Below are 23,732 nucleotides of genomic sequence, written 5' to 3'. Positions count from 1 at the left end.
GACCCAGTATACATTATGTAACCTCCCATCGTCAATGACGATCATGTCGAATGTTCATTATAATCTAGAAGATTTGGAAGTTCACGGTGATTTATATGCGCCATTTTGTCAGAATATCTTACTTCTATACGTCATATCGCATTAATTCTCGCCCCGGCGCCATTTCTCCAGCTTCATCCTCACATCCAAGCTTAAATTGTTATCCAGCTCATTGCGTTTATGCTTCGGCCGATCCAGCACCTTCTCAATTTCCTTGCGATTCTGGCCGACGTCTATTAATAGCTCGCGTGCCGAAATGCGCAGCGCTCCTTTGCCGAACGCGACACGCTGCTCAACTTGATCGGAGGTCGCCACATATAAATTCCGGCTCCTCATTGCCATTTCTGATGATAGCCGCTCGATGCAAGCATCTGCCGTCTCTTTCTCCTTCGTGAAGACGACGCTGACCCGGTACTGACTGAAGCTTGACCCCACTCCGGGCACTTGATGAGCATCGAAGACCACGACGATCTGCATCCCGGAGAAGCCTTGATAATCAGCCAGCAGCTCGAGAAGCCGGTCCCGGGCTTCCTCCAAACTCTTCGCCTTCAGCCGCGCTAATTCAGGCCAAGCGCCGATCATGTTGTACCCGTCAACCAGCAGGGCGTCTTCACGACGGCGCATCTTAACGACTCCGCCGCTGCCGCACCACTTCGTACATCAACACACCTGCCGCAACAGAAGCATTGAGCGAGTTCAATTGGCCATGCATCGGCAGCTTCACCAGAAAATCACACTTTTCGCGAATCAATCTGCCGATCCCCTTGCTCTCGTTACCGATCACAACCGCCAGCGGCATATCGAAGTTCGTCGAAGATGCATACACATCCTGCTCAGCTGCAACATCGGCACCCGCGATCCAGATTCCTTCTTCTTTCAGCTTATCAATCGTCTGGGCCAGGTTCGTTACTCGCGCAACAGGCACATATTCCACCGCTCCTGCCGATGTCTTCGATACGGTTGTCGTTAACGACGCGGACCTTCGCTTAGGAATGACCACCCCGTGCACACCCGTACATTCAGCCGTCCTGAGAATCGACCCCAGATTATGCGGATCCTCGATTTCATCAAGCAGGATCAGGAATGGCATTTCTCCGCTCTCCCGTGCCCGCTCCAGCAGCTCGTCCAATTCGAAGTAGCGGTATGCGGCGGCTTGTGCCACTATCCCTTGGTGGGTCGCTCCTTCAACCATCTGATCCAGCTTGCGTTTATCGACGACCTGCACGATAATACCCGCTTTTTTCGCTTCCGCAAGAATCGGCACCAGGCTTTTTTGCGCCTGTTCCGCAATCCATATTTTGTTGATTTCCCGTCCGGAGCGCAGTGCTTCCATGACAGGATGTTTGCCGGCAACCCATTCTTGCTCGCCCTGCTCAGTCATTCCCGTGTCCTCCTCGTTATTGCCGCTATTCCGATTGCCTACATCCGGTCTTCAAAGGCAACCTCCATTAATTGCTGCAGCCTGCTGTTTCGTTTCGTATAGTACAAGTATCCGACCAAGCATTCCAATGCCGTCGCATGGCGGTAATCCCCTGGGTCGGCATTCTTCGGGGGCGTTCCCGACTTCGTGTTGCGGCCGCGTCTTACCATATCCGCCTCTTCCTCGGAGAGCAGCGGCATCCATTTTTCCAACAAACTCTTCTGGGCTTTGGCCGATACGAATAACGTCGCTTCTTTATGCAAATGATGCGGTTTGTGATTCGGAAGCGAGACCAAAAACTGTCTCACCATCAGCTCAAATACAGCATCACCGATGTAGGCAAGGACGACCGGATTCAACAGATGAGGCAGCTTAGCCGGCGTATGAAACCATAAGCCGGCTGCCATATCCTCCGCGGAGCTATTCGTAACGTCGTTATTGGGCTGATCGTCTATATTCGATTGTAACGGTTGTTCGGTTGGTTTCATGGTCATTTGCGTTTCCAACGCAGCCCTTGAGGCGTATCCTCAAGCACGATCCCTTGTTCAGCCAATAGATCGCGAATTTCATCCGCACGCGCCCAGTTTTTTGCTTTACGCGCTTCAACGCGCTCCACGATAAGGGCGTCGATATCCGCGTCAGGCAGTCCCGCTTCCTGGACAACCGGCAGCAGACCAAGAACAGCGTCAATCGCTTCAAGCCCATCGATGAATTGTTGCAGTCCCTGCTTCGTCACGATCGGGCGCTGCAGATACTGATTGGCTTCGCTGACCAATTCGAATAGCGCCGTAATCGCGTCTGGCGTATTGAAGTCGTCGTCCATCTTGGCACCAAACTGAGATTTAATTTCGGTAATTCTTTCCTGAATGGCATTAAAGTCCTCGTCAGCGGCAACCCCTGCAGCTGATAAGCGATGCTTCAGGTTCCCCAAGCAGTTAGCCATGCGAACAACGCTGCTCTCCGCCTGTGCAATCGTGTCATCGTTGAAGTTCAGCGGACTGCGATAATGCGATGACAGCATGAAGTATCGGATTGCTGACGGCTTTGCACGCTTCAACAGCTCGTTAACCGTGATGCCGTTCCCGAGCGACTTGGACATTTTTTCGTTGTTAATATGAATATACCCATTATGCATCCAATAACGCGCAAGCGGCTTCCCGCTTAACGACTCGGATTGTGCCACTTCGCATTCATGATGCGGAAATTGAAGGTCGTGGCCTCCGCCGTGGATGTCCAGCGTGTCGCCCAAATATTTGCGCGCCATTGCCGAGCATTCAATATGCCAGCCCGGGCGTCCCGCTCCCCAAGGGCTCTCCCAATAGATCTCACCGGGCTTAGCCGCTTTCCACAGCACGAAGTCTTGACCATTCTCCTTGCGTTCATCCACTTCGATCCGGATCCCGAGCTGCAGCTCATCCATGTTCTGGTGAGACAGCTTGCCGTAGTCCTCGAATTTATTGGTACGGAAATAGACATCACCACCGCTGGCATAGGCATAATCCTTCTCTACAAGCGCTTCGATAAACGAGATAATCTCCGGGATATGATCAGTTACCCGCGGATTCAAGGTCGCCTTGTGCACGCCAAGCCCTTCGATATTCTCATTGAACGCGGCAATAAAGCGTTCTGCAACCTCCGGAACGGTCGTATCAAGCTGTTCGGCCTTGCGGATCAGCTTATCGTCGACATCTGTGAAATTGACAATGTAATTCACGTCATAACCGGTCGATTCCAGGTAACGGCGCACCACATCGAAGAAGATGACCGGCCGCGCATTGCCGATATGAATATAGTCGTATACCGTCGGTCCGCAAACATACATCTTTACTTTCCCCGGCTCAAGCGGAACAAACGTTTCTTTCTCCCGGGACATCGTATTATAAATGTGCAAGGTCATATTCTCGGTTCTCCCCCAGCAATAGGCTCTTTGCTACGTTCTCTTCTTAATTCCTTCTTCAAATCGTCAAGCTGCTGCTGCATCTCGCGCAGCAGATCAATAACCGGGTCAGGCAGCTGCGTATGATCCAACCGATCGTTTACGCGTTCGCCGTTCCGCTTGACAACCCGGCCAGGGTTGCCAACAACCGTACTGTTCGAAGGCACTTCGCGAAGGACCACAGCGTTCGACCCAATATTCACATTGTCCCCCACTGTGAAGGATCCAAGCACCTTGGAACCCGAACCAATGACAACATTATCGCCGATCGTCGGGTGGCGCTTGCCCTTCTCTTTTCCCGTTCCGCCTAGCGTAACGCCTTGATAGATCACAACATTGTTACCGATTTCGCATGTTTCGCCTATGACGACCCCCATCCCATGATCGATGAACAGCCGCTGGCCGATTGTAGCTCCGGGGTGAATTTCAATGCCCGTGAAAAACCGGCTTATCTGCGAGATCACTCGCGCAATCGTAAACCATCGATGCCGATAAAACCAATGAGCGACACGATGGGCCCAGATCGCATGAAGACCCGAATACGTAAAAACGACTTCAAACTTGCTCCTGGCCGCGGGATCATTGTCAAACACGGTCTCGATATCGGACTTCATATGGCCAAACATGGTCAAGACTCCTTCCAACGTAGGGACTGCCAGTAGTAACAGCATCGGCTGTTTGCCTTGCTATCAAATCCGAAAAATGTGTGCCTGGAAAATAAAAAACGCCTCTACAGCCCTATGGCTGCAGAGGCGTTAACACGCGGTTCCACTCTGCTTGTTCGGGATTCGAATGCCTGGCATTCGCCCTCTCAAAGTGTCCTTAACGCGGACCTTCGGCACCCCCTACCCCGTCAGCAGTGAACACCCTCTTTCAACTAGAAAGAAAAGCCCCATTCTACAGTCGGATCGGAAAGCACGGCTCCCAGGCGCAATGTTGCATTTCGAGGACTTAGGCGACTCCCACCCATTCGACACAATCCGCATCCCCGCATCAATATGAACGAGGTTAACAGCGGCTCCGTTTCGAAAGGTCGCCCTCTCTGTCAATTCCTGTTGTGAAATGAACGTTCCTGTTCTAAGCCTTTAGACCGATAAATTAACGTACATCAAGTATAGCGGACGTCAGCACAACTGACAAGTGTTTCAAAAGCCTATTCGAAGGGCGCTTCCTAGCCTAAACGTGCCTGAAGACGCTCCAATACTTTGTTTTTGCCTAGAAGCACGATCGTTTGGTTGAGGTCCGGACCATGCGTTTGACCTGTCAATGCAGCGCGAATAGGCATAAACAGCTGTTTTCCTTTAAAGCCTGTCGCTTGCTGAACCGCTTTGATCGCAGCCTTGATGCCATCAACCTCGAAGGTTTCCATAGCGCCTACAAGCTCTGCGAAGGTACGAAGCACAGCCGGCACTTGCTCCTCGGCAAGCACAACCTTCGCTTCATCCTCTTCTTCGGTCACTTCGGCTTGGAAGAAGAGGTCCGTCAGAGGAACGATGTCCGAAGCAGAACGCAATTTATCCTGATACAGAGCCGCGAGCGCTCCTGCCCATGCGCGGCCGTTCTCGTCAAGCGCTTCGGGCAACCGGCCAGCCTTCTGCAGATGCGGCAAGCAAAGGTCCAGCAAACGCGGCAGCTCGAGCTTCTTCATGTATTCGTTGTTCATCCAGCTTAGCTTGTTCGCATCGAAGACGGCCGGACTTTTGCTCAAACGGGCCGGATCGAATACCTCGATCAGCTCTTCGCGTGTGAAGATTTCCTGCTCGCCCTCCGGCGACCAGCCGAGCAATGTAATGAAATTAAACATCGCTTCGGGCAAATACCCGAGCGCATCATACTGCTCTATAAATTGAATGATCGATTCATCGCGTTTGCTGAGCTTTTTGCGGTTTTCATTCACGATCAGCGTCATGTGGCCGAACTGCGGCGGCTCCCATCCGAATGCTTCATATATCATAAGCTGGCGGGGCGTGTTCGATATATGATCTTCTCCGCGCAGAACGTGGCTGATCGCCATCAAATGATCGTCTACAGCCACTGCATAGTTATACGTTGGAATGCCATCCTTCTTCACGATGACAAAGTCGCCGAAGCCTTCCGACTCGAAGCTGATCGCGCCTTTAACCATGTCGTTGAACGTGTAGGTCTTACCGTCGGGCACGCGGAAGCGTATGCTCGGAATGCGGCCTTCAGCTTCAAACGCCTGCTGCTGCTCAGGCGTCAGATCACGATGCTTGCCGGAGTATTGAGGCATCTCTCCGCGGGCCGTTTGCTCTTCCCGCTCCTGCTCGAGCTCCTGCTCGGTACAATAGCACTTATAAGCTAACCCGCGGTCAAGCAGATCCTGCCAATATTCGCGGTAGATATCAAGCCTCTCCATTTGCCGATATGGACCGTATCCGCCGCCGATGTCAACACTCTCATCCCAGTCGATCCCGAGCCACTTCAAGTAAGTAAGCTGGCTTTCCTCGCCGCCCTCGATATTGCGCTTCACGTCTGTATCTTCGATCCGTATAATGAATTTGCCGCCGCGGCTGCGGGCAAATAAATAGTTGAATAAAGCCGTTCTTGCATTACCGATATGCAGATGTCCCGTCGGGGAAGGTGCATAGCGGACCCGTATTTGATCTGACATATTCCTCAAGCTCCCTTTATTGTTCCTTCATTATCCAACGATCATAGCATAACCTTTACGAGACAGACAACCGATTGGGCCGCAATCCCTTCACCCCGGCCGGTGAAACCGAGCTGCTCCGTCGTAGTCGCCTTCACATTGACTTGGGACAGCTCCTCCGCTTCCAGCGCACGCGCGATGACCTCCACCATTTGCGGTATGTAAGGCGCCATCTTTGGCTTCTGCGCAATGATTGTCGAATCAATATTACCGAGCTTGTAGCCCCGCTCCTTGACCAGCTCCCACACCTGAAGCAGCAGCTTCAAGCTGTCCGCATCCTTATGCTGAGGGTCGGTATCCGGAAAATGCTTGCCGATATCTCCAAGTCCCAGCGCTCCCAGAACCGCATCGGTCACAGCATGCAGCAAGACGTCAGCATCGGAGTGTCCGAGCAAGCCCTTCTCATATGGTAGCGTAACCCCACCGATAGTACACGGCCGTCCTTCTACTAACTGATGTACATCAAAACCTTGTCCAACGCGAATCATTTCCGTTCTCTCCCCTCTTGTTTACCCGTACCCGCCCCTCCAGAATCGAGAGGCTGCTTTTGGAGGCATGAGCCTCCGTTACTCGACTGCCCGCTGAGCGAGCAAAAATGCTGCATAAGGCAGATCATCCGGCGTTGTAATTTTAATGTTCGTGTACTCGCCTTCGGATACGGTTACCGGCACACCGCCGAAACGTTCGACGACAACGGCATCGTCCGTACCCAGGAAGCCTTCAGCCGCAGCCCGCTCGTGCGACTCAAGCAGCAGGGAACGACGAAAAGCCTGCGGCGTTTGAATCGCCCACAAGCTTCGCCGGTCCGGTGTTGCCACGATGACGCCGTTCTCATCTACTTGTTTAATCGTATCTTTCACAGGCACAGCCAGTACCGCAGCTTGCGAGCGCTTCGCCTCTGTCATGCAGGCCCGAACCGCTTCGCTCGTGACGAGCGGGCGCACACCATCATGTACCATAACCCACTCGCTGCTCAAAGCCAGAAGACCTTGACATACCGAGTGCTGCCGTTCACTGCCACCGGCTACAACCGCCTTCACCTTGCATAGTCCGTATTCGTTCACAAGCGCCTTGCTTCTCTCCATATCCTGTGTGCCGACGACAACTACAATCTCAGCTACTTCGTCCATCGCTTCGAAGCGTTCAATCGCATGAACAACGATGGGCTTGTCCTGAAGAAGCAAATATTGCTTGCTCTCTGCGCTGCCCATACGTGTTCCGCGTCCTGCCGCTACGACGACGACGCCCCATTCAGCCTTTATCCCTGCCATTGCCCTCAACCGCCTCGCCGTAAACTAGACGTCTCGCGCGGAGACATCACACGAGTACTATCATACCGTGTTACAGCGCTTTTTCCAACAGCTTCGGCTTGGCAAAGATCATTCGGCCCGCAGAAGTCTGCAGGACACTCGTGACCAGCACCTCCATGGTCGTTCCGATATAGTCGCGGCCGCCTTCGACTACGATCATCGTGCCGTCGTCCAAGTAAGCTACGCCTTGTCCATGCTCCTTGCCATCCTTGATCACCTGGACGACGATTTCCTCACCAGGCAGCACGACCGGCTTCACGGCATTGGCGAGATCATTAATATTCAAGACCGAGACGCCCTGCAGCTCACAAACCTTGTTCAGGTTAAAATCGTTCGTAACCACTTTGCCTTTTAGCACCTTAGCCAGCTTCACAAGCTTGCTGTCGACTTCCCCATCCTCCATGTCACCCTCGTAAATAAGTACCTTTACGTCGAGCTCCTTCTGGATTTTGTTCAGGATGTCCAGCCCGCGCCGGCCGCGGTTGCGCTTGAGCAGATCAGACGAATCCGCGATATGCTGCAGCTCCTCCAGCACGAACTCAGGAATGACCAGCGTTCCCTCGATAAACCCCGTCTTGCAAATATCGGCGATCCGGCCATCGATAATGACACTCGTATCGAGAATCTTATGCTCCTCATAGCTGCTTTCTTCGTCAACAGCAATCGGTTTTGTCCGCTGCTGCATAAAGCTGGCGAACTGTTCTGAGAGCACTTCCTGCTTGCTCAACCCGATTCTAAGTCCGAAATACCCGAAAAATAGCGTCATGCATACCGGAATAAAAAGACCTGCACCGGTAAAGCCAGATACAGCCGGATAAAGCAAGGCCGAAAGCGCAAGACCACCAAGAAGTCCGCCCAAGCCAGACAACAGTTCACTGGTCGGAAGCGCCGATATGCGCTGTGCTCCTTGTTCCAGCCCGCGTATAATGGGGCCTGCCAGCATTGAAGCCAGAACAACACCGCAAAGCGCGCCAATCCCAACATTCATGTAATAGCCGCTTGATTGCTGCATCGTTCTGTAAGTCGAATCTGTCCAGAGTGCACCGACATGCATCCAGCTGTAGAGCTGTGCGCCGACGACGCCTCCAAAAAGTAATCCCATGGTTTGAATGATTCGTTTCATCACATAAATCCACCTCCATTACAATTATGTGCCAATCTTTCGACGGTTAACCGTGGGGGAAACCAATTTCCTTAAGAAAGCACACGAAAAGTATTTTGAAATGGTTGGCAAGGGGGCTTATAATAGAAGATAGCACTGCTAATCCTGAAATGAGGTGGAATTGATGAGCACCCCGACGCTGGAACAATTTCAACAGCAGGTTTCGGAACTGCTGCTAAGACACCGAAGCTTGCTGGATGTTTTATCGAAATACAGCCAGTCCGGCGCGTCCGTTAATCGTGCCGTGGCCAAATCCGTGACGGAATGCGGATGTATTGAACTCAATGCGCGCAAGCAGGAATACCCGGACGATGCCAACTTGGAGCAGGCCAAGACGAAGCTTCATCATCACATTAACGGTGAGCTATGCGAGCATTGCCGAGACGCCATTAAGAACGAGCTCGGCCGCAATTTGTTCTATATATCCGCCATGTGCAATTTGCTCGATATTCAGTTGGACGATGTAGTCGCTCAAGAATCCGGAAAGTGCTCCACCCTCGGTTTATTCAACCTTACGTAGACGCAGACATTTCGATATGCAGAAAAAAACCGCCTTGCTCATCCGGAGATGAGCAAGGCGGTTCGTTGTTTGTTCGGGTCTATCTTGAGAGAAGCTAGGCACTATGCTCCGACTGGACGCCTTCTTCTTGAAGCTCTTTACGCCGTTTCCGCTTCTTCCTGCCTGGGAGACGGCGATCAACGTTTTTTTTTAAGCCATACAGCGCGTAGAGAACGAGCGGAATGAACAGGATTTTGGATAATTGGTCGGGGAACACAATCCCAAGGACCACTGAAATCACAACAATGAGCGGTACCACCCAAATCGCATTCTTGGGAATACCGATTTTTTTGAAGTTGGGATATTTAATGGTACTCACCATAAGCAGAGACAAAACGAGCGTGCTCGTAAGGAGCACGGAGATCGGGATTTCCTTATGAAACAGTGCAAGCGTTGCAACGACGCCGCCGGCCGCCGGAATCGGCAAACCGATAAAGTATCCCGGCATACCCGATACCACGTTGAAACGGGCAAGCCGCAGCGCACCGCAAATCGGAAACAGCGCTGTAATAATCCAAGCTGGCGCCGGATTCAATTGCTGGAATGCTACGCTATACATAATAAAAGCCGGCGCAACGCCGAACGAAATGACGTCAGAAAGCGAATCAAGCTCTTTCCCAAATTCACTTTGCGCATTCAGAGCGCGAGCTACACGCCCGTCCACGCCGTCCATGAGCATGGCAATGATCACCATCATGGCTGCAATTTCTGGCTTCGCATTTTCTGGGAAAACGAGAATGATGGCGACGATACCCAAAAACAAGTTCGCCACTGTAAAAAGACTCGGTATCGATTTCGTAAACATTATGCTCCACCTCATCTTTACTATACCCCAAAAGCATCTTCAGAAGCGGAATAAAATTGTAAATTGAAACCAGCCGCTGTCCGCATTCTAACATTGTATGGGATTTAGATTTGTCTGTCAATGAACATCTGTTCTTGAATCCGCTTAAGCCCTTCCTTAATTGCACGCGCCCTGACTTCACCAATTCCGTCCACCGCATCGAGCTCTTCAATGGTAGCCATGAGAATATGTGGAAAATGATCGAACTGCTCCACTAAGTTATGCATGATCGTCGCCGGCAGACGCGGTATCTTACTCAGGAGCCGGTATCCGCGCGGTGCGACCATCTCTTCCGCCACTGCTCCGATGCCGGCATAACCGAGCAGCTTGATGATTGGCGGCATGTCGAGTAATTCATCTGAAGATAGTTTTCGCAGAGCCGCCCGAATTTCGCGAATTCGCTCCTCACTCGAATCCTTCGCATAATCCTTGAGAAGGAACCACAGCTCCTCTTCGACTCCGCCAACCAGCTCTTCCATCTGCATGCTGATCAGACGGCCTTCCGTACCTAGCTCGTTCACGTAACGTTTGATCTCCATCTTCACTCGTATAACCATTTCTACCCGTTTTATGACATGTACAACCTCTTGAAGAGTAACAAGCTCCTCAAATTCGGAAGCGGATAGATTGGTAAACGACTGGCCAAGAACCGCTTTATATTTCTCCAGCGTCTGAATCGCTTGATTCGCCTTCGTCAGAATGACGGCCATATCCTTCAGAGAGTACCTGAGCTGCCCTTGGTATAATGTAATAATATTACGCCGCTGGGAAATGGATACCACCAGCTTACCCGTTTGTTTGGCAACCCGCTCCGCCGTTCTGTGCCTGATCCCTGTCTCACTGGATGAAATCGAGCTATCCGGAATCAACTGGGTATTGGCATACAGAATGCGCCTGCGGTCTTCGCTCAGGATGATGGCACCGTCCATCTTTGCAAGTTCATATAAGTAATTGGGGGAAAAATCGCAATTGATGGAGAAGCCGCCATCGACGACTTCCATCACTTCCGGGCTATATCCCACCACGATAAGCGCACCGGTCTTTGCCCGCAGGACATTCTCCAGTCCATCTCGAAATGCCGTTCCGGGCGCGACCATCTGCAACAGCTGGTTCATAATTTCTAGTTGATTAGGCTCTTTCATCATCTGCCCCCTTATCCGAGTGCTGCCGCAAGCGCCTGCGAAACCGTCTCCACGCCTATAATCTCAATGCCGGAAGGTGGGCTCCAGCCCTTCAAGCTCTTCTCTGGCATAATGATCCGTTTGAATCCAAGCTTCTGTGCTTCCTTCACCCGTTGTTCAGCCCGGGAGACGGCCCGCACTTCACCGGTCAGGCCAATCTCCCCGAATACGACATCGAAGGGTCTGGTCGGCGCATCCCGAAAGCTTGAAGCAATGCAGACAGCCACCGCCAAATCGACGGCCGGTTCATCCAGCTTGACCCCGCCGGCTACGTTCAAGTAGGCATCCTGCGTCTGCAGAAACATCCCCATCCGCTTCTCCAGAACCGCGATAATCAGTGACAATCGGTTATGATCAATGCCTGTAGACATACGGCGTGGCGACGGGAAATTCGTTGTGGCTACAAGCGCCTGCAGCTCTACGAGTACCGGGCGCGTGCCCTCCATGCTCGCAACGACCGTTGAACCTGAAACGCCGAGCGGTCTCTCGGACAAAAACAGCTCGGAAGGATTGCTGACCTCCCGCAGTCCGGACTCGCCCATCTCGAAAATACCGATTTCATTCGTCGAACCGAAACGGTTCTTAACGGCGCGCAGCAGTCGATACGAATGATGCCGCTCACCTTCAAAGTAGAGCACGCAGTCGACCATATGCTCGAGCAGCCGCGGACCCGCGATTGCACCCTCCTTGGTCACATGCCCGACCAGTACCGTCGCGATGCCTCGAACCTTTGCTACCCTCATGAAGTGAGCCGTGCATTCTCTCACCTGAGAGACGCTCCCTGGCGCTGATGCCACACTTGGCTCATAGACGGTCTGAATGGAGTCAATGACGAGAAAATCAGGTTGAACCGATTCGATCGCATCATTAATTTGCTCCATATTCGTCTCACATAATACATACAGTGTATCCGTAAGCGCTCCGAGCCGGTCGGCCCTCAGCCTGGTTTGCTTGACTGATTCCTCGCCGGAAATATATAAGACGGTTAACCCCTTGACAGCCAGCGCATGCGAAGTTTGTAAGAGCAGCGTTGACTTTCCGATACCTGGGTCGCCTCCGACCAGAATGAGCGATCCGGGTACTACCCCACCGCCGAGCACCCGGTTGAGCTCCTGTAAGGTTGTTTCAATACGCGGCTCCTGACCACTATCTATGTGTATGATGGAAAGCGGCTTTTCTTTCGTCTGAATGAGTGATGAGCCCAATCCCTGGGTCTTGACGACCGTTTCCTTCTCTTCTACCATTGTGTTCCATGCGCCGCAGCCGGGGCATTTGCCCAGCCATTTGGGAGATTCTGTGCCGCAATCGGTACATGCGAATTTTGTTTTAAGTTTTGCCATCGACGGCTCCTTTTAGCGAATAATGCTACCTTCAAAGTTTACCATTTATTCCTGCCCGGTTAAACCCTCTAACGCGATAAACAGGAATAAATGTTCGATTCCAGAAATGTTTATGTAAGATTCCTTACAAGTCATGCAATTACAAACTCACAAAGCCCCGATGAACCTTTTACAAACGACAAAAGAGCTCCTTCTTCACCATCGGCTTAGAAGAAACTCTTTGGATATGCAAGAGAGCATTAGGGTTAAACATCTTCTCCTGCCAAACGAGTCATAAGTACGGTGTGGGTCGTCATTTTCGCACCCAGCATTACACTTTCACCTTGCGGCGCGCCCGTTGAGGCACCATGCCCTGCCCCTTGCGGACCGCCTGGATCGGACGCAGCCCGCTGTGCATGGGCTTGTTTGAAGTTATCGCTGTTCACCCAAGCCTCGAAAGAGGCTTTGTCTTCCCACGTCGTACATACCTTAAGCTCATCGTTCTCTTCCAAGCCTTCTGTGAATAATACTTCCATGCGTACGAAACCCGGCTGCAGTTGGACGCCCTTCGACCGCTGGAACCGCTGCGCCACTTCTTCCCCATGGCCCTTCTTCACCTTAATCGTATTCATGACAATGATCATGGATTGTCCCTCCCTGCTTTTACTTGTCTCTCTTAGTTTACCAATCCTTCTTAGCAGAAACAAATGGAGCCGTCCGTGCAATAAACAAAGGTGTCCCCCATTCAGGGGACACCTTATGTTTAACAGTGCTCTTATTTTGTCGCATGCTCGCTTTCAGCAGCTTCGCCTGAGGCCGGTTCTTTATGAGTGACCGTCAATCCGCCATCCTTTTCATCAATCACGAGCGTATCGCCTTTGTTGATTTGACCGAGCAGCAGATCTTCGGATAGCCGATCCTCGATGTGCTTCTGAATCGCCCGGCGCAGCGGACGTGCCCCATACTGCGGATCGAAGCCTTCCTTCGCCAGGAAGTTCTTCGCCGCTTCAGTAAGCGTGAAATCCACTTCCTGCTCACGCAGACGCTTGCGCAGCTCCTCGGACATCAGTGTCACGATTTGCGCGATATGCTCCTGCTCCAGGGCATGGAACACAATGGTCTCGTCGATCCGGTTCAGGAACTCCGGACGGAAGCTCTTCTTCAGCTCTGCCAGCACTTTATCCTTCATTACATTGAAGTCATGCCCTGCGTTTTGTACGGCAGTGAAGCCGAGCGAAGAATTACGCTTAATTTGGTCAGCGCCAACGTTCGATGTCATAATGATCAACGTGTTGCGGAAATCGACCACCCTGCCCTTGGAATCCGTCAGACGACCATCCTCCAGCACTTGAAGCAGGATATTGAATACTTCAGGATGCGCCTTCTCGATTTCATCGAGCAGTACGACCGAATACGGTTTGCGGCGAACCTTCTCTGTAAGCTGGCCGCCTTCCTCGTACCCGACATATCCCGGAGGTGCACCGACCAGTCGAGATGTCGAATGCTTCTCCATATACTCCGACATATCGATACGAATAACGGCATTCTCATCGCCGAACATCGCTTCAGCAAGCGCTCTGGCCAATTCCGTCTTCCCGACGCCGGTAGGGCCGAGGAAGATGAATGAACCGATCGGACGTTTCGGATCCTTCAGACCCGCACGCGCGCGGCGAATAGCACGCGATACCGATTTGACCGCTTCGGTTTGTCCGATAACGCGATCATGCAGGATTTCTTCCATTTTCAAGAGCCGCTGGGTCTCTTCTTCGGCCAGCTTGCTGACCGGGATCCCCGTCCAGCTTGCAACGACTTGGGCAATATCCTCCGTCGTAACCTCGGAGTCTGTACGACCCTGTTTTTCTTTCCATTGGTTCTTCGTCAAGTCGAGCTCTTCGCGGATTTTTTGCTCCGTATCGCGCAGAGCTGCAGCCTTCTCGAACTCTTGGCTTTGTACGGCCGAATCCTTTTCCTTGCGGATATCATCCAGACGGTTTTCAAGCTGCTTCAAGTTAGGCGGTACCGTGTACGATTTGAGCCGTACTTTGGAGGAAGCCTCATCGATCAGATCGATTGCCTTATCCGGCAGGAAGCGGTCTGTAATGTAGCGGTCGGACAGCTTAACGGCTTGCTCGATCGCTTCATCCGTAATTTTCACACGGTGATGCGCTTCATAACGGTCGCGCAGCCCGTGCAAGATTTGAATGGCTTCTTCCGGTGACGGTTGATCGACCGTGATCGGCTGGAAGCGGCGCTCAAGTGCCGCGTCTTTCTCGATATATTTGCGATATTCGTCAAGCGTGGTCGCCCCGATGCACTGCAGCTCGCCGCGGGCAAGCGCCGGCTTCAGGATATTGGAAGCATCGATAGCACCCTCGGCGCCGCCTGCTCCGATCAGCGTATGCAGCTCATCGATGAACAAGATGATGTTCCCGGCTTGACGAATTTCGTCCATAATTTTTTTGAGACGGTCTTCGAATTCACCGCGATACTTCGTACCCGCGACAACCGACCCCATGTCCAGCGTCATCACACGCTTGTCACGCAGCGTTTCAGGAATTTCACCCGCAATGATTTTTTGTGCCAGACCTTCAGCTATGGCTGTTTTACCCACGCCGGGTTCGCCGATAAGCACGGGGTTGTTTTTCGTCCGGCGGCTGAGAACCTGAATTACGCGTTCGATTTCCTTGCTCCGTCCAATGACAGGGTCAAGGTTGCCTTCCTTCGCGTAAGCCGTCAAATCGCGGGCAAGACCGTCCAGCGTCGGCGTACTCACATTCGACGGCGAGCCGTGATTGCTTGATACCGCTTCGCTGCTGCCCAGCAGCTGCAGCACTTGCTGACGTGCTTTGTTTAAGCTGATCCCCAGATTGTTGAGCACCCGCGCAGCTACACCTTCGCCTTCGCGGATCAGGCCGAGCAGGATATGCTCCGTGCCCACGTAGGTATGGCCCAGCTTGCGGGCTTCATCCATGGACAACTCAATCACTTTCTTAGCCCGCGGCGTGTAGGCAATATTCGTAGGCTGCTCCTGACCGCGGCCAATCAATGTTTCGACTTCGTCTTGAATTTTCTCTAAGCTTAAACCGAGACCGATCAGCGCCTTAGCGGCGATGCCTTCCCCTTCTCGATTCAATCCAAGCAAAATATGCTCTGTACCAATATTGTTATGACCGAGACGAACCGCTTCTTCCTGTGCTAGCGCCAGTACCTTCTGCGCACGTTCGGTGAATCTTCCAAACATCATGTTCACACACCCCCATGATCGGATTTACGTCCTAATTGCTGGCGTATCAATTCTGCACGCCGGATATCCCGCTGTTCCGTACTCAACTTCTCGTTGAACGTTTGTTGGAGAAAACCCGGCTGTGTTAATACCATTAATTCATTCATCACCTGCGGTGACACATCCGAGATCAAACCAAGGTCAATGCCCAGCCGAACATCGGATAGCCGCTGAGCGGCTTCCTTCGAATCCATGATGGACGCATGCGACAGAATACCGTAGGAACGAAATACCCGATCCTCCAGCCGCACCCGCGACTCCTGCTGCATCATCCGCTCGCGCGCCGCACGCTCATGCTCGATAATTTGCTTGGCAACACCGTGTAAATTATCGATTATCTCGTGTTCGGACTGCCCGAGTGTAATTTGATTCGAAATTTGAAATAAATTGCCGAGCACCTCGCTGCCTTCGCCGTATATCCCGCGAACAGCAAGCCCGACTTGTGTGATTGCCGACAAAATACGGTTAATTTGCTGCGTCATCACGAGCGCCGGCAGATGCATCATGACAGATGCCCGTATACCTGTTCCGACGTTCGTCGGACAGCTCGTTAGATACCCGCGGCGTTCATCAAACGCGTAATCGGCCTCTTCTTCAAATATATCGTCAATGCGGCTGGCAAGCTCCCATGCTTCATTAATTTGAAAGCCGGGATACAAGCATTGAATCCGCAAATGATCCTCTTCATTCACCATGATGCTCACCGATTCGTTATCGCTCAGAACGAGTGCGCCGCACCTTGACTCATTCGCAAGGTTCGGACTGATGAGATGCTTCTCGACCAGTACCCTTCGCTCCAGCTCGTTAAGGTCGGATAACTCGATCGTCTCAAATCGGCCGATGTCATTTAATCGCCCCGATTCTCCGACTGACGTCAGCCGTTCCATCACATCCTGCGACTGTTGATTGGTCGCAAGCATGGGGAATGGATGACCGCGCAGGTTACGAGCGACGCGAACGCGACTGCTGATTACAATATCGGCATCGGGTCCGGTGCCCTGCATCCAATCACTAAGCGCATGCTGTGCAAATGAACGTTTCGACAAGGCGATTCCTCCTTCCTTCACTGGCGCCGCGTTACGTATCGGCGACGCTTCGCTCTAACTCGCGGATTCGGTCACGGATGTTTGCCGCATTCTCGAATTCCTCTCGACTGATCAGGTCGTGAAGCTCATGTCTAAGCTGCTCGATTTCGCGCTTCAGTTGTATTTGTCCGCCTGAACGCTTCGGTATTTTACCGATATGCACGGTATTGCCGTGTACCCGTTTCAGAATCGGATCCAACTTATCACCGAACTGTGCGTAGCAATTGCTGCAGCCGAATCGTCCCATTTTGCTAAACTGTCCGTAGGTCAACCCGCAATTATCGCAGCGCAGCGCTTGCGGTTTGGCGCTCAAGCCGCCCACACCTCCATGAGGCTCCAAGTCGAGCAGGCCGGATAGAAGGCTATGAATGGAAAACCCGTTTACTGGGCTGGAGAGGCCTTCACCCTTCTCTCTAGCGCATGATTCACAAAAGTGAAACTCCGTTTTTTCCCCGTTGACGTTCTTTATAAAATGCAGCGTCGCCGGTCTCTTCACGCATTCCTGACAAACCATTGTCGCGTAATCCCTCCTAAAGTTTTGCATGGCAAAACTCAATTTGAAAATCATACGCTTTAAAGTTTTGCGGAGCAAAACTCTCTTCGTAAGCATGAACTTAAGTTTTGCGAAGCAAAACTCTCTTCGTAAGCATTCACTCACATTTTGCACAGCCAAAACTTACATTGTAAGATCATTACCCTCAAGTTTTGCGAAGTAAAACAACATTACTTCACAAGCAGTGTGATAAGCATCGCCTTAAGCAGCCTTGCCCGGACCTCGTCACGCGTCGGCAATATTAACGCTATTGCTTCACGCGATACCGCCGCCCGCAGCAGTTTTGCTTCCCGTTTAGAAATAAGCTCTGCCTCTTCCAGCTGATAAATAAGCCCTTCCGCTGCCGCTTGATCAACCTCGTTTCCAATCGTCTGTGCGATATGCCCTTGAATCATCTTTAACGTGGGCAGTTCAACGCGCTGGATACGGATATAGCCGCCGCCGCCGCGTTTACTCTCGACGAGGTAACCCTTCTCCATCGTAAAGCGAGTGCTGATCACGTAATTGATTTGCGACGGAACACAGGAGAAGCGATCTGCTAAATCGTTTCGCTGAATTTCGACCGCGCCTTCAGGGCTATCCTGCAGCATGTGCTTCAAATACTGCTCGATGAGATCGGAAATGTTGCGCATTTCAACAACCTCCTTAAAGCTGACAGAAACAACATTTAGCTCTTCAAAGCCGAAAAAGTCTAATTAATCAGATTTCATTGACTTTGACTTTCTTTGACTTTAACTTTATTATACGCGTTTTTACCAAAAGGTCAAGAGCATTACTGTCATATCATGCCTTCCTTTTTAGCTTTAGCGGATGGCGAGCATTTATACCTCTGTGGCCTGTGCAACCTTTATATTCCATTCTTCGTCTAATAGTCACTCACCTAGCGCTTTAAAAAATGATTACCTTGCCTGGTGGAGATCGAAACAAAACATGTCCTAAGGGGAGCGCTCGCGATGAATATGAACTTTCAATGGGTCAACCAGCATGCAAAACGATGGATATCCACTGCAGTGATATCACCCATTCTGCTCATTAGTATTACTATTGCCTTAATCGTGAATCCCGTTCAAGTAGAAGCTGCAGGTCAATCGGACAGCATTTCCTCATCGTGGAGCTATTCGAATGCTTATCAAGATCCAGACACCGGTATAACATTGGTCAATGTCTATAACATGGGAGCCAATCGTATTCTTATGCTGGACGCGGATGGAGTCTGGTCGAAGCTGCCCTCCCACTATAATCAGATGTGGTATGTAACCGGTTTGTCCAGGATCGCAATTAATCCTTCCTATAATATAGCTCGCATGGAATTCGACACTCTGTACTTTGACTTTGAGCGGAAAGCTATCGTAAGCGGCGGTCTGTATATGACGTCACCAGGTTATGCTTACGGCACTCGTAAAGAGAGTCCTTATACTTTCCCGCCCAATAGCGCCATGCTCATCAAAAATAATCACTCCGGCGTTATCCGGGAGATGGATGTAACGCGATTCGACTACAGACATTTACAATGGTTACAGGATGGCACATTCATTACCTACCGTTTCAATGAAGAAGCCAAAGAAAACGAAATTGTCATCGGAAATCCTGACACCGGAACGATTCAACGCTTAATGCTGGGCACCATTCGTCGCGTCAATGCCGAAACAAACCTTCTTGCCTATGTGAAGAATGAACCTGAACGGATCTGGTATGTTCACGATCTAACGACAGGTAAAGAGCGTAAGCTAAGTAGCGAGTCCGAGAAGAGCTCATTGTTTCCTGAATCTATCCAGGCCGATCCGAAGCCTCCCGGCAAGCTGACCCTGCCGGATGTCGATCAACTACCTGAGTACAAGCCCGCCTTTGAATATGAGAATGAGGCTGTACTGAAGGTCAATGGACAGCAATATACACTTCCTTATGCGTTTATAAGCGGCACCAGCGTTTTCATACCAGTCCGGCCTTTATTAAGTGATTTAGGAATTGAACTAACCACAACGAAGACGCAGCAGACGAGCAGCTACACGCTCAGACGGGGCAACGCGGCTTTAACGTTAACTAGTACAGAGGTGCGTATCTATAGCGATCGTTTATTCATAACTACGGATCACCTTCAAAAACTTGGAGTCAGTAATCCAGCCGTCGAGTGGATCAAGTAAGGTTAATACGGGTAAGTACATGAGGGAATCTTCGATTATCTATTTTAGGGAAAGGTCGTGTCCGATTCATGAAAGGCGCATCATTCAAGAAACGGTTTCTGCTTGCTGCCTCTTTTGCAATATTGTCTTCTTCTGTACCCATAACCATTCCTGCTGCAGCATCAGCCACAGCCACATCGAGTGACTCCTATCAGCAGCTTGCCGCTTGGAAATTTAATTTCTCATTCGCCTTTAAGGATCCCTGGACAGGCAAACTATTTTTCAATGCCTTCAATGATGAAGGTGAACTGTATATCATCTTCAAGGAGAAGGATGGTTCGTGGCACAAGCTTCCCAAAGGTTATCATTTTGCATGGAAAAACGGTAACGAGTCACTTGCTCGCATTGAATTATCCCATTCTGTGCTGGAACCATTCAAACCGGTTTCGCCCCCGCTTTTTGGGACATTGCTGTATGACCATACCGATAACACGCTGGTTTATAGCAAGCCGTATATCATCTCCCCCGGCCGTGGTTACGGCATTCGGCAGCAGGAGGATTATGTCTCCACAGGCAATGGATCGCAGCGGCTGTTCAGTATCTGGTTAAAAGACCGTAAAACGGGCGTCATTCGTGAAATTTGGCGGAGCAATCAGCGTGGAGAGTACCGTTTTCATTGGACGAACGACGACCAGCTCCTATCCCAGCGCTATAATCAGACAACAAGAACCGTGGAAATTACCCAATATGATCCCTCCATCGGAACGTTCAAGCATCTGCTGGACGGACAGCTCTGGCGGATCAATCCGAAGACCAATCAGATTCTATACTTGGACAACACAACCAAACGTAAAGTATGGATCTACGATATGAATACAGGCGTTAAGCGACTATCTAAAGGCGTTGTAGAGGAAAATACACTCTTCGCCGCTGCACCCTCACCCATGGAGAATACCGTCACACCGCCGGTCGATCTGGATGTTCGCTCCCTTCCAGAATTGGAGCCTCAGTTCATTAGCATGAACGAAGCCGATCTTATCGTGAATGGAGCCAGATATCCATTAGCAATGGCAATAGTCAGCGGCATTAATAATTTCATCCCCCTATCTTCGGTTATGGCTGAACTCGGATTAACGTTATCTTCTGAACCGATTGGTGAGCCACCCGTACAGTCATACAAGCTTACATACCGTGATCAAGTGGTGACGATAGACGAGAAGGATATGCGTAATTATGATAATCGGATATTTATTAGTATAACGCTGCTCAAACGACTCCTTCAGACAGATGATATGCAGCTGCAATGGATAGCGCCGCTTAACAACACGTTCAGCTCTATAAGCTCAGTATCATCCTAAGACAGTCAAAAAGAGGCTCCTCGCAGCCGGTTATTACACCGTGCGATAAGAGCCTCCTTTTTCATGTAACTTCACTACTTGACCTAATCACTATCTCCTGCGCGCTTCCGTCAATTGGAATTGTCCGACCAAATGCTGCAGGAAGGCGGTTATTGCCTCTACGTGGCCGGATTGATAACGAACGTTTATAAAGTCATTCATCAGTTCTTGAACCTTGCTCTCGACCTCCGTGGAGATCGTTCGATTGAGCATGCTAACCTGGGCGATATTTTCCATAAGCTCCACCACTCGATCAATGACCTGAGATTTCAAGGAATCGTCCGCATTCGCACTTCTGAGCGTATCAGAGGCTGCCGCAACCAATTCCTTTCCTTCTTGTACGACCCGTGTACCTTCCTCCATAGAGACTGTTGCATGCTGAGCATTATCGTAAATACGCCTGACGATCTGATGGACCTGATCGGTAGAGGTTTGGGTCAAATCGGCCAGCTTGCGGATCTCTGTCGCAACGACGGCAAACCCTCTGCCCTGTTCACCAACGCGAGCCGCCTCAATCGAAGCGTTAAGCGCAAGCAAATTCGTTTGGGCAGATACTTCTTCAATCACACTAAGGATGCTCCGTATTTCATTCGTCGTCTCCATAAAAGCATGAATCGTTCTGTTCGTCTCGGTTACACGCTCTGATATATGCTCCATCTTGCCGCCGATTAGACGCAGCTCGCCCTGGGTCAGTTCAATCTGCTCGGAGGCCTTTTCCTCAAGCTTCCGCAGCGCCTGCCTCATTTCATCCGCGACTTCCTTCGCGACTTCGATATCTTGCAGCTGATTTCGGATACCTTGGAGCATGTCATTAATTTTAACGTTTACCTTCTCCGTGGTACCTGCGGTAATGGCCGTCGACTCTTTCATTAGACGCTGACTGCTCCATACGTCGACCGAAGCAAGCTTCACCTGCAGCATAATGCCTTCAAGAGAGTCAATCATGTTATTAATCCATTTGGCCAACTCGCGGGTTTCATCATTGCCAAAAGAGCCTGCGTCGAGCCGCTGGGTTAAGTCGCCTTTACCTTCGGCATTTATGCGAATAAACCCTGTTAAACGCCTCAGATCACTTACAATCCGCCGATTCACTTTCCGATCCAATGCCAAAATCATGTATAGACCCAGTAAGATATTAAAAAGTCCGAATACAACCGCTCCTGCCCAAGGTTGAAGAAAGGATGAGGCCATGTAACTAAGTAAACCGCCTGCAACTCCATACACCGCTGCCCATTTTAGCAAGAAGCGGGTTTGTGACCATCTCATGCTTCGTATGCGGTATACCTCTTCCAGATCCCCTTCGCACATCATCCCCCATAGATCGGGACAATGTGGCAATTGAAACGTGACCCCTTTGCCGATAACCTGTATATGTCGGTAGTCAGAGTAACCTGGGAATTCTACAAATAAATTGCTGCCGTTCTTAATTGTATTAAATACGCCAGGATGAAGCTCGCCTGTCGCCGGATCGGTAAATATGAGCTCCAGTTCCGTATGCTGCTTTACCGAAACACTCCCCCAATCCGTTGTAACCCCATCCTTCAGATTTTCGCCATGCGTGAATGTATGGTCTTCGAATCGACTGCGTGATAATGCCGTTCCCGGTGCAATATGCTTGTTAAGCATGGGCTTAGCCATAAAAATATAATTATCGCCTGAATCCGGATAAACATGACCAGATTCACGCTGAATCAAATCGCCGATCACATCATTGGGTACCCTGCCGCATACCGCCCCCATCCAATTTCCATTCTGTACGATCGGCGCAATAAACAATAGCGTCATCTCATCATGAAATGTAGACGTGCTCGGACCGATTTCCTCCGTATACGGATCACGATAGGGTCCGAATAAACAGCTGCGGCCTCCCGGAACTTCCTTCGCATATCGCAGACCTTCCGCAATAATACTCGCAGTGCCGTACTCCTTATCACAATGTGGATCATAGGTCGAATAGAGAACACGGTCACTTGCATCCAGCAAAAATAATTCCGAAAAGTCAGAAGCGCGTAAGCGGCTGGATGCGAACAATCGTTTCACATCCGCTTGTATACCTGCGTCCTTGCTGTCGTCGAGATGATGGAGCTCTGCCAGCTGCACGGACAGACGCTCAAGATGACCCCAATATTCGTTCGTCCATGCTTGCAGCAGCTGAATTCGCGTATCCGCGATGCCCTCAAAAATCTCTGCGACTTCATCTTTCAATCCACGATTCAACCGCGTGGACCACCACAAGGGCAGTCCCTTTCTCCACCCCAACCAATCGAACATCATGATCACCCAGTTTCTCGTCTATTTATACTGTGATTATAATGTCAGTTATTATAACATAAAATCGGTTGTAAAAGGAAAAAAATGCATCAAATTTCACTTGTCAGATCGTTAGTGTCATGATTAATTACCTATATGACAAAAAAACCGATCATACGTATATGATCGGCTCTACTGCAACCTACAAATCAATTTTCATGGCAGAAAAGGGTACATCTTCAGCCAACAAAAAACCGACCGCGGTTCGCGGTCGGTTCCTCGTGCTTGGCGACGTCCTACTCTTCCAGGACCCTGCGGTCCAAGTACCATCGGCGCTGAAGGGCTTAACGGTCGTGTTCGAGATGGGTACGCGTGGTTCCCCTTCGCCATTACCACCAAACGTTTCAGGTGTGGTTACACCTTCAAAACTGGATACGAGTTTGCGCAACTCTATAGCTGTGTTTCCCGAATGAGTATCGGGGTCCCCGCAAAGTATTCGGAATCAGCTTCGAAGCTGTTCGTCACTTTGTGGGGTATCTTTTAGGATAAGCCCTCGACCGATTAGTATTCGTCAGCTGCATGCATTGCTGCACTTCCACCTCG

21 protein-coding genes and 1 rRNA gene are annotated in these 23,732 nt (G+C 50.8%); 3 read left to right on the top strand and 19 right to left on the bottom strand.

Annotated elements, in window-relative coordinates:
- Window positions 1-141: 141 nt before the first annotated feature.
- From NNL21_RS33435 to NNL21_RS33395, 9 genes are all read right to left on the bottom strand, one after another.
- Window positions 142-663 carry an NYN domain-containing protein gene (locus NNL21_RS33435; protein WP_204822516.1) on the bottom strand — a complete coding sequence of 174 codons (522 nt, stop codon included), beginning with the start codon at window positions 661-663 and terminating at the stop codon, window positions 142-144.
- A gap of 1 nt (window position 664) precedes the next feature.
- Window positions 665-1,420, bottom strand: a complete 756-nt coding sequence (gene rlmB / locus NNL21_RS33430; RefSeq protein ID WP_204822515.1) for a 23S rRNA (guanosine(2251)-2'-O)-methyltransferase RlmB — start codon at window positions 1,418-1,420, stop codon at window positions 665-667.
- Between the two features lie 38 nt (window positions 1,421-1,458).
- The gene (locus NNL21_RS33425) at window positions 1,459-1,866 is read right to left on the bottom strand and encodes a Mini-ribonuclease 3 (protein WP_204822566.1); all 408 of its coding nucleotides are present in this window, start codon (window positions 1,864-1,866) and stop codon (window positions 1,459-1,461) included.
- 83 nt (window positions 1,867-1,949) lie between these two features.
- Entirely contained in the window at window positions 1,950-3,356 is a 1,407-nt protein-coding gene (gene cysS, locus NNL21_RS33420) for a cysteine--tRNA ligase (RefSeq protein ID WP_204822514.1), read from the bottom strand.
- Window positions 3,353-4,021: a serine O-acetyltransferase gene (gene cysE, locus NNL21_RS33415; RefSeq protein WP_204822513.1), complete on the bottom strand. Its 669-nt coding sequence runs from the start codon at window positions 4,019-4,021 to the stop codon at window positions 3,353-3,355. Before cysE ends, cysS begins: the two co-directional genes overlap by 4 nt.
- A gap of 545 nt (window positions 4,022-4,566) precedes the next feature.
- Window positions 4,567-6,027, bottom strand: coding sequence for a glutamate--tRNA ligase (gene gltX, locus NNL21_RS33410; RefSeq protein ID WP_204822512.1), 1,461 nt, complete (start codon window positions 6,025-6,027; stop codon window positions 4,567-4,569).
- 41 nt (window positions 6,028-6,068) lie between these two features.
- Complete coding sequence (ispF, locus tag NNL21_RS33405; RefSeq protein WP_204822511.1) at window positions 6,069-6,554, bottom strand: 2-C-methyl-D-erythritol 2,4-cyclodiphosphate synthase; 486 nt, start codon at window positions 6,552-6,554, stop codon at window positions 6,069-6,071.
- 78 nt (window positions 6,555-6,632) lie between these two features.
- The gene (ispD, locus tag NNL21_RS33400; RefSeq protein ID WP_204822510.1) at window positions 6,633-7,337 is read right to left on the bottom strand and encodes a 2-C-methyl-D-erythritol 4-phosphate cytidylyltransferase; all 705 of its coding nucleotides are present in this window, start codon (window positions 7,335-7,337) and stop codon (window positions 6,633-6,635) included.
- Between the two features lie 70 nt (window positions 7,338-7,407).
- On the bottom strand, window positions 7,408-8,499 hold the full coding sequence (locus NNL21_RS33395) for a PIN/TRAM domain-containing protein (protein WP_204822509.1): 1,092 nt from the start codon (window positions 8,497-8,499) through the stop codon (window positions 7,408-7,410).
- A 163-nt stretch (window positions 8,500-8,662) separates the two neighbouring features.
- On the opposite strand from NNL21_RS33395, the gene NNL21_RS33390 reads away from it, so the two are divergent.
- Entirely contained in the window at window positions 8,663-9,058 is a 396-nt protein-coding gene (locus NNL21_RS33390; protein ID WP_204822508.1) for a nucleoside triphosphate pyrophosphohydrolase family protein, read from the top strand.
- A gap of 94 nt (window positions 9,059-9,152) precedes the next feature.
- Here NNL21_RS33390 and pssA read toward each other — a convergent pair whose 3' ends face one another.
- From pssA to NNL21_RS33350, 8 genes are all read right to left on the bottom strand, one after another.
- On the bottom strand, window positions 9,153-9,902 hold the full coding sequence (gene pssA, locus NNL21_RS33385) for a CDP-diacylglycerol--serine O-phosphatidyltransferase (protein WP_204822507.1): 750 nt from the start codon (window positions 9,900-9,902) through the stop codon (window positions 9,153-9,155).
- Window positions 9,903-10,006: 104 nt separating this feature from the next.
- A complete protein-coding gene (gene disA, locus NNL21_RS33380) occupies window positions 10,007-11,083 on the bottom strand; it encodes a DNA integrity scanning diadenylate cyclase DisA (protein WP_204822565.1) in 1,077 nt (358 codons plus the stop codon).
- Between the two features lie 11 nt (window positions 11,084-11,094).
- Window positions 11,095-12,462, bottom strand: coding sequence for a DNA repair protein RadA (gene radA, locus NNL21_RS33375; RefSeq protein ID WP_204822506.1), 1,368 nt, complete (start codon window positions 12,460-12,462; stop codon window positions 11,095-11,097).
- 245 nt (window positions 12,463-12,707) lie between these two features.
- A complete protein-coding gene (locus NNL21_RS33370) occupies window positions 12,708-13,085 on the bottom strand; it encodes an antibiotic biosynthesis monooxygenase (RefSeq protein WP_204822505.1) in 378 nt (125 codons plus the stop codon).
- 131 nt (window positions 13,086-13,216) lie between these two features.
- The gene (gene clpC, locus NNL21_RS33365) at window positions 13,217-15,685 is read right to left on the bottom strand and encodes an ATP-dependent protease ATP-binding subunit ClpC (protein WP_204822504.1); all 2,469 of its coding nucleotides are present in this window, start codon (window positions 15,683-15,685) and stop codon (window positions 13,217-13,219) included.
- A 2-nt stretch (window positions 15,686-15,687) separates the two neighbouring features.
- Window positions 15,688-16,770, bottom strand: coding sequence for a protein-arginine kinase McsB (mcsB, locus tag NNL21_RS33360; protein WP_204822503.1), 1,083 nt, complete (start codon window positions 16,768-16,770; stop codon window positions 15,688-15,690).
- 31 nt (window positions 16,771-16,801) lie between these two features.
- Window positions 16,802-17,323, bottom strand: coding sequence for a protein-arginine kinase activator protein McsA (gene mcsA, locus NNL21_RS33355; RefSeq protein ID WP_204822502.1), 522 nt, complete (start codon window positions 17,321-17,323; stop codon window positions 16,802-16,804).
- Window positions 17,324-17,532: 209 nt separating this feature from the next.
- Complete coding sequence (locus tag NNL21_RS33350; RefSeq protein WP_204822501.1) at window positions 17,533-17,994, bottom strand: CtsR family transcriptional regulator; 462 nt, start codon at window positions 17,992-17,994, stop codon at window positions 17,533-17,535.
- Window positions 17,995-18,315: 321 nt separating this feature from the next.
- Here NNL21_RS33350 and NNL21_RS33345 point away from each other — a divergent pair, with 321 nt between their 5' ends.
- On the top strand, window positions 18,316-19,503 hold the full coding sequence (locus NNL21_RS33345) for a hypothetical protein (RefSeq protein ID WP_204822500.1): 1,188 nt from the start codon (window positions 18,316-18,318) through the stop codon (window positions 19,501-19,503).
- Window positions 19,504-19,571: 68 nt separating this feature from the next.
- On the top strand, window positions 19,572-20,840 hold the full coding sequence (locus tag NNL21_RS33340) for a hypothetical protein (protein ID WP_204822499.1): 1,269 nt from the start codon (window positions 19,572-19,574) through the stop codon (window positions 20,838-20,840).
- Window positions 20,841-20,930: 90 nt separating this feature from the next.
- Here the strand turns inward: NNL21_RS33340 and NNL21_RS33335 are convergent, their stop codons facing one another.
- Together NNL21_RS33335 and rrf are read right to left on the bottom strand one after the other, a co-directional pair.
- Window positions 20,931-23,150: a methyl-accepting chemotaxis protein gene (locus NNL21_RS33335; protein ID WP_204822564.1), complete on the bottom strand. Its 2,220-nt coding sequence runs from the start codon at window positions 23,148-23,150 to the stop codon at window positions 20,931-20,933.
- Between the two features lie 262 nt (window positions 23,151-23,412).
- Window positions 23,413-23,529: ribosomal RNA gene (rrf, locus tag NNL21_RS33330) — 5S ribosomal RNA — on the bottom strand.
- Window positions 23,530-23,732 lie beyond the last annotated feature (203 nt).

Source organism: Paenibacillus mendelii (assembly GCF_024498075.1).
In the GTDB taxonomy this organism is placed as follows: Bacteria; Bacillota; Bacilli; order Paenibacillales; family Paenibacillaceae; genus Paenibacillus_Z; species Paenibacillus_Z mendelii.
The sequence above is the reverse complement of the archived record's forward strand: the minus strand, read 5'-3'. Positions and strand labels throughout refer to the sequence as shown.

What these genes read in the sequence shown, in the direction of transcription:
- ispD (WP_204822510.1), bottom strand. Translation starts at nt 7,337, where the DNA reads ATGGCAGGGATAAAGGCTGAATGGGGCGTCGTCGTCGTAGCGGCAGGA.
- disA (WP_204822565.1), bottom strand. Translation starts at nt 11,083, where the DNA reads ATGAAAGAGCCTAATCAACTAGAAATTATGAACCAGCTGTTGCAGATG.
- NNL21_RS33370 (WP_204822505.1), bottom strand. Translation starts at nt 13,085, where the DNA reads ATGATCATTGTCATGAATACGATTAAGGTGAAGAAGGGCCATGGGGAA.
- NNL21_RS33390 (WP_204822508.1), top strand. Translation starts at nt 8,663, where the DNA reads ATGAGCACCCCGACGCTGGAACAATTTCAACAGCAGGTTTCGGAACTG.
- gltX (WP_204822512.1), bottom strand. Translation starts at nt 6,027, where the DNA reads ATGTCAGATCAAATACGGGTCCGCTATGCACCTTCCCCGACGGGACAT.
- NNL21_RS33340 (WP_204822499.1), top strand. Translation starts at nt 19,572, where the DNA reads ATGAAAGGCGCATCATTCAAGAAACGGTTTCTGCTTGCTGCCTCTTTT.
- cysE (WP_204822513.1), bottom strand. Translation starts at nt 4,021, where the DNA reads ATGTTTGGCCATATGAAGTCCGATATCGAGACCGTGTTTGACAATGAT.
- NNL21_RS33345 (WP_204822500.1), top strand. Translation starts at nt 18,316, where the DNA reads ATGAATATGAACTTTCAATGGGTCAACCAGCATGCAAAACGATGGATA.
- radA (WP_204822506.1), bottom strand. Translation starts at nt 12,462, where the DNA reads ATGGCAAAACTTAAAACAAAATTCGCATGTACCGATTGCGGCACAGAA.
- mcsA (WP_204822502.1), bottom strand. Translation starts at nt 17,323, where the DNA reads ATGGTTTGTCAGGAATGCGTGAAGAGACCGGCGACGCTGCATTTTATA.
- NNL21_RS33335 (WP_204822564.1), bottom strand. Translation starts at nt 23,150, where the DNA reads ATGTTCGATTGGTTGGGGTGGAGAAAGGGACTGCCCTTGTGGTGGTCC.
- NNL21_RS33435 (WP_204822516.1), bottom strand. Translation starts at nt 663, where the DNA reads ATGCGCCGTCGTGAAGACGCCCTGCTGGTTGACGGGTACAACATGATC.
- clpC (WP_204822504.1), bottom strand. Translation starts at nt 15,685, where the DNA reads ATGATGTTTGGAAGATTCACCGAACGTGCGCAGAAGGTACTGGCGCTA.
- NNL21_RS33395 (WP_204822509.1), bottom strand. Translation starts at nt 8,499, where the DNA reads ATGAAACGAATCATTCAAACCATGGGATTACTTTTTGGAGGCGTCGTC.
- NNL21_RS33350 (WP_204822501.1), bottom strand. Translation starts at nt 17,994, where the DNA reads ATGCGCAACATTTCCGATCTCATCGAGCAGTATTTGAAGCACATGCTG.
- NNL21_RS33425 (WP_204822566.1), bottom strand. Translation starts at nt 1,866, where the DNA reads ATGGCAGCCGGCTTATGGTTTCATACGCCGGCTAAGCTGCCTCATCTG.
- cysS (WP_204822514.1), bottom strand. Translation starts at nt 3,356, where the DNA reads ATGACCTTGCACATTTATAATACGATGTCCCGGGAGAAAGAAACGTTT.
- rlmB (WP_204822515.1), bottom strand. Translation starts at nt 1,420, where the DNA reads ATGACTGAGCAGGGCGAGCAAGAATGGGTTGCCGGCAAACATCCTGTC.
- pssA (WP_204822507.1), bottom strand. Translation starts at nt 9,902, where the DNA reads ATGTTTACGAAATCGATACCGAGTCTTTTTACAGTGGCGAACTTGTTT.
- ispF (WP_204822511.1), bottom strand. Translation starts at nt 6,554, where the DNA reads ATGATTCGCGTTGGACAAGGTTTTGATGTACATCAGTTAGTAGAAGGA.